At 61.1% G+C, this 7639-nt stretch carries 4 protein-coding genes and 1 pseudogene; all 5 read right to left on the reverse strand.

Annotation, left to right across the window (positions count from 1 at the left end; translation table 11 throughout):
* Window positions 1-30: 30 nt before the first annotated feature.
* Entirely contained in the window at window positions 31-1305 is a 1275-nt protein-coding gene (locus KDL09_RS22490; protein WP_294390211.1) for a putative Na+/H+ antiporter, read from the reverse strand.
* On the reverse strand, window positions 1305-2240 hold the full coding sequence (locus KDL09_RS22495) for a calcium/sodium antiporter (protein WP_294390215.1): 936 nt from the start codon (window positions 2238-2240) through the stop codon (window positions 1305-1307). Before KDL09_RS22495 ends, KDL09_RS22490 begins: the two co-directional genes overlap by 1 nt.
* 309 nt (window positions 2241-2549) lie before the next feature.
* A complete protein-coding gene (locus tag KDL09_RS22500) occupies window positions 2550-6005 on the reverse strand; it encodes a type I restriction endonuclease subunit R (RefSeq protein WP_294390218.1) in 3456 nt (1151 codons plus the stop codon).
* Window positions 5995-7116, reverse strand: coding sequence for a hypothetical protein (locus KDL09_RS22505; protein ID WP_294390221.1), 1122 nt, complete (start codon window positions 7114-7116; stop codon window positions 5995-5997). Before KDL09_RS22505 ends, KDL09_RS22500 begins: the two co-directional genes overlap by 11 nt.
* A pseudogene (locus tag KDL09_RS22510) lies at window positions 7106-7639 on the reverse strand (restriction endonuclease subunit S); the annotation flags it as partial. The pseudogene KDL09_RS22510 and the gene KDL09_RS22505, both read right to left, overlap by 11 nt.

Consider the following 7639-nt stretch of genomic DNA (forward strand, 5'->3'; position numbering starts at 1 on the left):
AGACCGGCATGCGCCGGAATGGAAACAGCCTCAATGCAGCACCCAAAAAAACACCACGGCCACCGCGGTGGGAAACAAGGCGCCAACAAACAAGCCCAGCGGACTGATGCCCTCGCTGCCAAAAGCTTTCGCGTTCTGCAGCAGACCGACCCCGGCGGGATTCGGTGCATTGGCGATGACGGTCAAACCACCACCGGTGACCGCTCCAGCCACCAGGGCGTATTGAAGATCCGCTGAGATGCCTTCGACCAATGAGCCAAGATAGGTGAGTGCGGCGTTGTCCGTGAGCGCGGTCAAGCCGGTGGTGCCGAAGTACAACGCCGCTCCGTTCATGCCCGCAATCAGCGGTTTCAGCCACCAGGACTGCAGTGAGCCCAGCGTGACCAACCCCGCCAGGAAATACCCCACCAGCAGCCCTTCGCGCAGCCGCAGTTGGTCCTGATACTCGCGCGTGGCGATGACGAGACCAAGGAACAGCATGAACACCCCGAAGAACACGTCCGGATGATGTGCAAAATAGACGATCAGACCGAGGAACATGACGTGAAGCAGCGTGAGCCACAAAGGAATGGGCTGTTCCTGGTGCTCATGAACTTCAAGACCGCGAAGTTCTTTGTTGAACAGCAACGCCACCACCACGGTGGACAACACGCAGCTCGCCGCGGCCTTCCAACCAAAGTGCGTGAGCATGAACATCGTGCTCCAGTCCCACTTGGCCGCCACCATCAGCACCGGCGGAGCGGCAAAATTGGTGAGTGTTCCACCAATCGAAATGTTCACAAACAGCAGGCCGAGCGTGGCGTAGGCGAGCTTCAAACTGATGCCGCGGTCGAAATAGCGGCGCTTCAGCAGAATGGCCAGCAGCGTCATGGCAGCGGGCTCGGTGATGAAGGAGCCCAGCAGACTCCCCACGGACAGAGCGGCGATGTAAAAGGCAAGGCTCTCACCGATCGGCAGCAGACGCGCGAAAAGGGAGATGAATCTCTCGGCCAGCTTCACCACGGGTCGGGTCGCCGCCACCACCATGACCACGAGTACGAACTTCGGCTCGGTAAAATTCAGTCCCTCGATGTACTCCACGGCATCATGGACCGAACCTTTCATGGCAGCGATGCCCACAAACAAGGCCGCCGCCCAAAGACCGAACACCACCTCCGTCTCCGCCAGGAAATGCAGCAGATTCTCTTGGATCGATCCCTTCGGATACGCGTGCGCCCAATGGGCAAAACGTTTGACGGAGAAGGTGTGGAGCACCGCCAGCCCAAAGAGCACGGAGGCGAGAATTTCGATCGGAGTGGCGGTCATCAGTGGGTCGGATTCTGGTTCAAGGTCAGCAGGACATAAGCCAGATAAAGGCTCAGAAGCAACACCCCGCGCCAGCGGCGGATGCTGCCACACTTCGCCGGCAGAATCAGCAGCACGGTGAGTGCGCCAAACCACAGGCTCGGTTGAATCTCCGGCATCTTCACGGCGTAGGGTTGAATCAGGGCGGCCACGGAAGCGATCCCCAGCATGTTGAAGATGTTGCTGCCCAGGATGTTGCCCAGTCCCACATCATGATGCCCGCGCACGCGGGAAATGAGCGTGGTGGCGAGTTCCGGCGTGCTGGTGGCCGCGGCCACCACCACCGCACCCACGATGAACGGGCTCCAGCCCAGCGCCAGAGCCACGCCTTTGCCGCCTGTCACCACGAATTGGGCCGCGACGATCAGAAGCCCAAGACCCGCGACCACATAAAGCATCGGTTTGACCGGCGACACTCGATGCGCGTGCGGCACCTGTCGGCGCGCATGTGCCCGCGCATGGCGAATGACCACCAACAGCCACAGAGCAAAACCGCTGAGCAGGATCAGAGCGTCGATGCGCGAAAACCAGCCGTCATACAGGAGCCCATACAGCGCCCCCGGCACCAGCAGCGCCACCGTCCAGTCACGCCGCACGCCCTCGTCCTCCGCCTTCATGCCGGAGATCGAGAGAACAAGCGCCAGCACCAGCGCGATGTTGACCACGTTGCTGCCCAGCACGTCCCCCAATGAGATGTTCGGAACGCCATCGAGCGCGGCGTTGATGGCCACCATGAGTTCTGGAGAGGAAGTACCAAACGCCGCCACCGTCACACCAACCACAGCCTTCGGCCAGTGCGCCCAATGCGCGATACCCACGCCTCCTTTGACGAAGAGTTCGCCGCCGAACCAGGCCAGAACGACACCGGCGATCAGATAAAGAATGGATTCAGTCATGGGAGTAAAAGGTTGCCCGCCACCCTTCGGCAGCAGGCAAACCGGTGGCAAGTGGGATCGCCGCCTCAGTTTGGAAGCGCCGCCCTTCCCTCCCTTGCCTCACCAAACCCATCCGGCCAGCCGCAACCAAGAACCAAGAACCAAGAACCAAGAACCAAGAACCTTCGTGCCTTCGTGTGAAACATCCCTTTCCGTGCTGGCCGAAAGAAACGAAAAAGGAAAAAGACGGGAGCGCAGAGATTCGCCTCGCGACTGCGCAGCTCGTCCGCCTCACTTCCCAAGGGAGCGCGGACACTCTTGTCCGCATCTTTAAACCCAGTCCGCACACAGCAGCTCCGCCTGCGCCAGCACGGTCTTCACGGCTTCTTCCTGCAAGTCCGGCGGGTAGCCGTGGCGGTTGAGGATGCGCTTTACCATCACCTTGATCTTGGCTCTCGCGCTTTCGCGGAGGGTCCAGTCGATGGTCACGCTCTTCTTCACCTGGCTGATCAATTCCGCAGCGATGAGCTTGAGCTTGTCGTCGCCCATCGCCTGCTTGGCGCTGTCGTTGGATGCCAAGGCGTCATAAAACGCAATCTCATCATCCGTCAGCCCGAGGTCTTCGCCGCGCTTGGTGGCGGCGTCGAGGTCCTTGGCGAGTTTGATCAGCTCCTCGATGACCTGCATCGTGCTGATGGCGCGGTTGTGGTAGGCGTTGAGGGTCTTCTTGAGCTTCTCGCTGAAGACCTGGCTCTGCACAAGGTTGCGCTTGGAGCGCACCTTGAGTTCATCCTTGAGCAGCTTCTCCAGCAGCTCGGCGGCGACGTTCTTGTGCTTGAGGCCGCGCACTTCGGCGAGGAACTGGTCGCTCAGGATGCTGATGTCCGGCTTGGGCAATCCGGCGGCGGTGAAGACGTCGATCACCTGTCCCTCGGTCGTGATCGCCTTGCTCACGAGCTGGCGGATAGCGGCGTCGATCTGCTCGGGCGTCTTGCGGTTCTGGCTGCTCTGCTTGTTCAGCGCGGCTTGCAGGGCCTGGAAAAAGGATACGTCGTCACGGATCGCCGTGGCTTCGTCGCTGGCGGCGCAGAGGGCGAAGGCGCGGGAAAGTTCCGTCACCACCTGAATCCAGCGCTTCTTGCCATCCTCCTGTTCGAGAATGTGCTCCTGCCCGGCGGGGATGAGTTGCAGTCGTTCGGTCGGAGTGCCGCTGGTCCACTTCTTCCATGAGAAGCCGTGCATCATATCGCAGGCGATGCCGTGCTTCTCCAGCATCACGGCGATGGCTTGGGCGGTGTCGAAGGTCGGGTTGCCTTGGCCGCCGCTCTCGGTGTAGGTGACGAGCGCCTTCTTGAGCTGATCGGCGAGACCGAGGTAATCCACCACCAGCCCGCCGGGCTTGTCGCGGAAGACCCGGTTCACGCGGGCGATGGCCTGCATGAGGCCGTGGCCCTGCATCGGCTTGTCGGCATACATCGTGTGCAGGCAGGGCGCGTCGAATCCGGTCAGCCACATGTCGCGCACGATCACGATCTTGAAGGGGTTCTTCGCATCCTTGAACTGGTTCGCCAGATCCCGCCGCTGCTTCTTGTTGCCGATGTGCTTCTGCCACTCCGGGCCGTCCTCGGCGCTGCCGGTCATCACGACCTTCAGCGTCTCCGCCTCCCACTCGGGCCGCAGCATGATGAGCGCGTTGTAAAGATCCACGCAGATGCGGCGACTCATGCAGACGATCATCGCCTTGCCGTCCATCGCCTCCACGCGCTTCTCGAAATGCGCCACCAGATCGGCGGCCACCAGCGCGATGCGTTTCGGATCGCCCACCAGCGCCTCCAGCGCGGCCCACTTCGTCTTTAGCTTCTCCTTCTTCGTCAGCTCCTCGCCTTCGGTGATCTCTTCAAACTCCTCGTCGATCTTCGGCAACTCGGCGGCATTCAGGCTGAGCTTGGAAATGCGGCTCTCGTAATAGATCGGCACCGTGGCCTTGTCGGCGACGGCGCGCTGGATGTCGTAGATGCTGATGTAATCGCCAAAGACCGCCCGCGTGTTCGCGTCTGTCTTCTCGATGGGCGTTCCGGTGAAGCCGATGAACGACGCATTCGGCAAGGCATCGCGCAGGTTGCTTGCGAAGCCGTAGGACATCTCGCCGGTCTTTTCATTCACCTTGCCGCCGAATCCATACTGGCTGCGGTGCGCTTCATCGGCGATCACGACGATGTTCTGCCGCGCGCTCAACTCGGGCATCGCCTCGCCCTTTTCAGGCATGAATTTGTGGATGGTCGTGAAAACCACACCGCCGCTGGCCCGGTTCAGCAGCTCGCGCAGATGCTCTCGCCCCTCGGCCTGGAGCGGGGTTTGGCCGAGAATGTCCGCGCAGCGTTGGAACTGGCCGAAAAGCTGGTCGTCGAGGTCGTTGCGGTCGGTCAGCACCACCAGCGTCGGGTTCTGCATCGCCGGATGCCGCACCACGCGGGCGGCGAAGAAGAGCATGGAGAAACTCTTGCCGCTGCCCTGCGTGTGCCAGACCACGCCGGCGCGACGGTCACCCGGCTTGCCGCCGCGTTGACGCCCTGACCAGTAGGTCCCCTTGGCGTCGTGCATCACGGTGCCCTCGGTCATCCCGCTGGCGCGCACCGTTTCCTCCACCGCCGCGTTCACCGCGTGGAACTGATGGTAGCCTGCGATGATCTTGTGGAGCGCACCCGAGTCGGGGTCTTCCTCGAAAACAATAAAGTGCTGGAGCAGGTCGAGGAAGCGCTGCCGCTCAAACACCCCGCGCACCAGCACCTCCAGCTCCAGCACCGTCTTCGGCGCGTCGCCCTCGCCATCGATCGTGCGCCAGACCTTGAACCACTCCTGGTTCGCCGTCAGCGAACCCATGCGGGCTTGCAGGCCATCGCTCACCACTAGCGCGGCGTTGTAGGCGAGCAGGCTGGGCACCTCCGCCTTGTAGGTTTGCAGTTGGGCGTAGGCGCTCCAGATCGTCGCGTCCTCATCGGCGGCATTCTTCAGCTCGATCAAGGCCAGCGGCAGGCCGTTGATGAAGACAACGATGTCCGGCCGCCGGTTGTGCTGGCCCTCGATCACCGTGAACTGGTTCACCGCCAGCCAATCGTTCGCCCGCACGTCGTCGAAATCCACCAACCGCACATGATCGCCCGCGATGCTGCCATCGGGCCGGGGATATTCGACGGGGACACCATCGCGCAGCAGACGGTGAAAGGCCCGGTTCGTCTGCACCAGCGACGGCGTCGCCACGCGCAGCACCTTTCGCAACGCCTCCTCCCGCGCCTCCTCGGGCAGCGTGGGATTCAACTGCCGCAACGCCTCGCGCAGCCGCCCCACCAGCACCACCTCAGAAAACGACTCCCGCTCCGCCGCCGGTTCGCCCGGAGCCATCTGCGGCCCGTGCCCGACCCCATAGCCCAGCTCCCCGAACCACGTCAGGGCGGCGTCTTCGACGATGGATTCGGTGAGACCCGAACCTAGACGGGGAAGCCCATACCGAGCTGGATCTTCACGAAGGACGAAACTCGAATCCTCTGTGCTGCGAGTTGCCGCTGGTTGTGCGGGGATGACCTTGCCGACCTGCTGGACCTTCACAACCAAGCCGTCCCACGTTTCAGGCACGCTGGTTTCTCCCTTTGGGATGCGACGGCGGGAATAGACGATCAACGACGGCACGCCGCGTTCCTCGGATATTCCAACGCTGGAATACCAAGGCTTTCCGCTGAGGCGTTGGCCCAAGCGGATGGCGGCTTGCTTCGTTGTCTCGTCAAATGCCATGTCCCGAAAGCATCGTAGCACCGCCAAAGGCGGCAAGCACCTGATCAATCGGCATGATAATGCCGTATTGCCCACGGTTGTTCACGGCGAAAAGCAGTCCAATGACGGACGTTCCATCTTCACTGACGACAAGGCTGCCGGAGTCGCCAGGCAGCGCAAACGGGTCTGCCCCATCGGCGCGGACTGTCCATGTATCGCTGAACCAAACGGTGGCTGAAAACTTCCCAGATTTGTAAGGAAGAATCCACGGCGTCGGCACAAAGGCTTCGACAGTTCCCGTCGTCAGCCCAGTGGTGCGTCCAAACTTCTTCACCTTCAAACCTGACACCGGATTGGCTGTAGCGGCTGGCGTGTCGAATCCCTCCGCATCGTTGCCTTGCCACGAAGAAACCAGAGCAGCATTCGCGACCTCTGCGACGGCAGCATCCAGCCGCATCATTTGCACAAGCGCGGGATCACCGCTGCGCAACTCGACGATGCGTTCGTGACGGCAAATCTCGGTTGGGGCACGCCTTCCTGGTCGCGCATCCATCGTGCTAGGTGACAAAATCGGCATCCCAACCGGTGTGTGGTTGCACGCGGCAAAGACGTGATTGTTTGAGAGGGCGAGAATCCGGTTCCCATCACGCAGCAACCCGCCAACGGTGCCCGAATAGTTTTGGCCACTCGGAGCGCAGGAGCTGCCGCAGGCGATTCGTCCGTTCCGCTCGTAAAAGTTGCTCATACCGGCTGCGCTCATGGCTGGCGCTGGCCCAGCCTTGAGCTTGCCCATGACCTTTGCTTCCACCGGCACGCCTTCCACTTCCTCTTTGATGCTCTCCAGCGCTTTCTTGGACCCGCGAGCGACGTAGATGACTACTTTCTCGGTTTCTGCGCCTGCGGTGTAGCCGACGGAGTGAACGGCGAGTCCCGAAAAGCCTTCTTCCTCGCCAAAGTATTCGTCGAGATCGGCGATTGCCGCAGCCTGCGCGTATTTTGTAGCGGCAGCGTGGCTGAGAGGTGTTCCCAGCGCTTCGTAGTTTCCATTTTCGAGAAACTTTGCGGCTAGAGATTTGGCGAGTGTTTCGGCCTGTGATGGCCCGGCGGGTTGTGCGATTGGATTATTTGGCATGTTTGTTTTCTCCTTGGGTAAAGTTTGAAGTCGGCAACTCCCCGCTCAGCAGCTTCGGCAGCAGCGTGTCGCGCAGGGTGGCGAGGGTGCGGGATTCGAGGGTGTTTTTGAAAGCCTGGTCGAAAATCGGCGCGACGTTCCGGTCGAACGCGGCAAGCACTGCCTTGGTTGGCATACACACGAGCAAGCGTTTCATGTCGGCAATCGTGACGTGACCGAGGCCGGTGGTCTGCTTGTTCCTCGCCGTCTCAACGAGCACGGGGCGCAGGTATTGAAGGAGGTAATAGACGAAGCGTTTCTCCGCTGCCGTCGGTGAAATCACTTTGAAGATGTGCTGATTGAGCAACCCGCGGCCACCGCTCCAAAGGAACGCTTCGAGCGATGTGTCCGGGCTGCCTGACCACGAATACACCAAGTCGCCTGTGTCGATAATCTTGTCAGGTGCTGCGTCGCGTTGGCACCACTTGGTTTGATCACTAATTCCGGCCTTTAGCTCGCCAATCTTGATGACCGGAAGACCTTC

Origin of the sequence: Prosthecobacter sp., assembly GCF_020439865.1 — a bacterium.
In the GTDB taxonomy this organism is placed as follows: domain Bacteria; phylum Verrucomicrobiota; class Verrucomicrobiia; order Verrucomicrobiales; family Verrucomicrobiaceae; genus Prosthecobacter.

Coding starts and splice junctions, on each gene's coding strand:
- KDL09_RS22490 (WP_294390211.1), bottom strand. CDS start 1,305: ATGACCGCCACTCCGATCGAAATTCTCGCCTCCGTGCTCTTTGGGCTG.
- KDL09_RS22495 (WP_294390215.1), bottom strand. CDS start 2,240: ATGACTGAATCCATTCTTTATCTGATCGCCGGTGTCGTTCTGGCCTGG.
- KDL09_RS22500 (WP_294390218.1), bottom strand. CDS start 6,005: ATGGCATTTGACGAGACAACGAAGCAAGCCGCCATCCGCTTGGGCCAA.
- KDL09_RS22505 (WP_294390221.1), bottom strand. CDS start 7,116: ATGCCAAATAATCCAATCGCACAACCCGCCGGGCCATCACAGGCCGAA.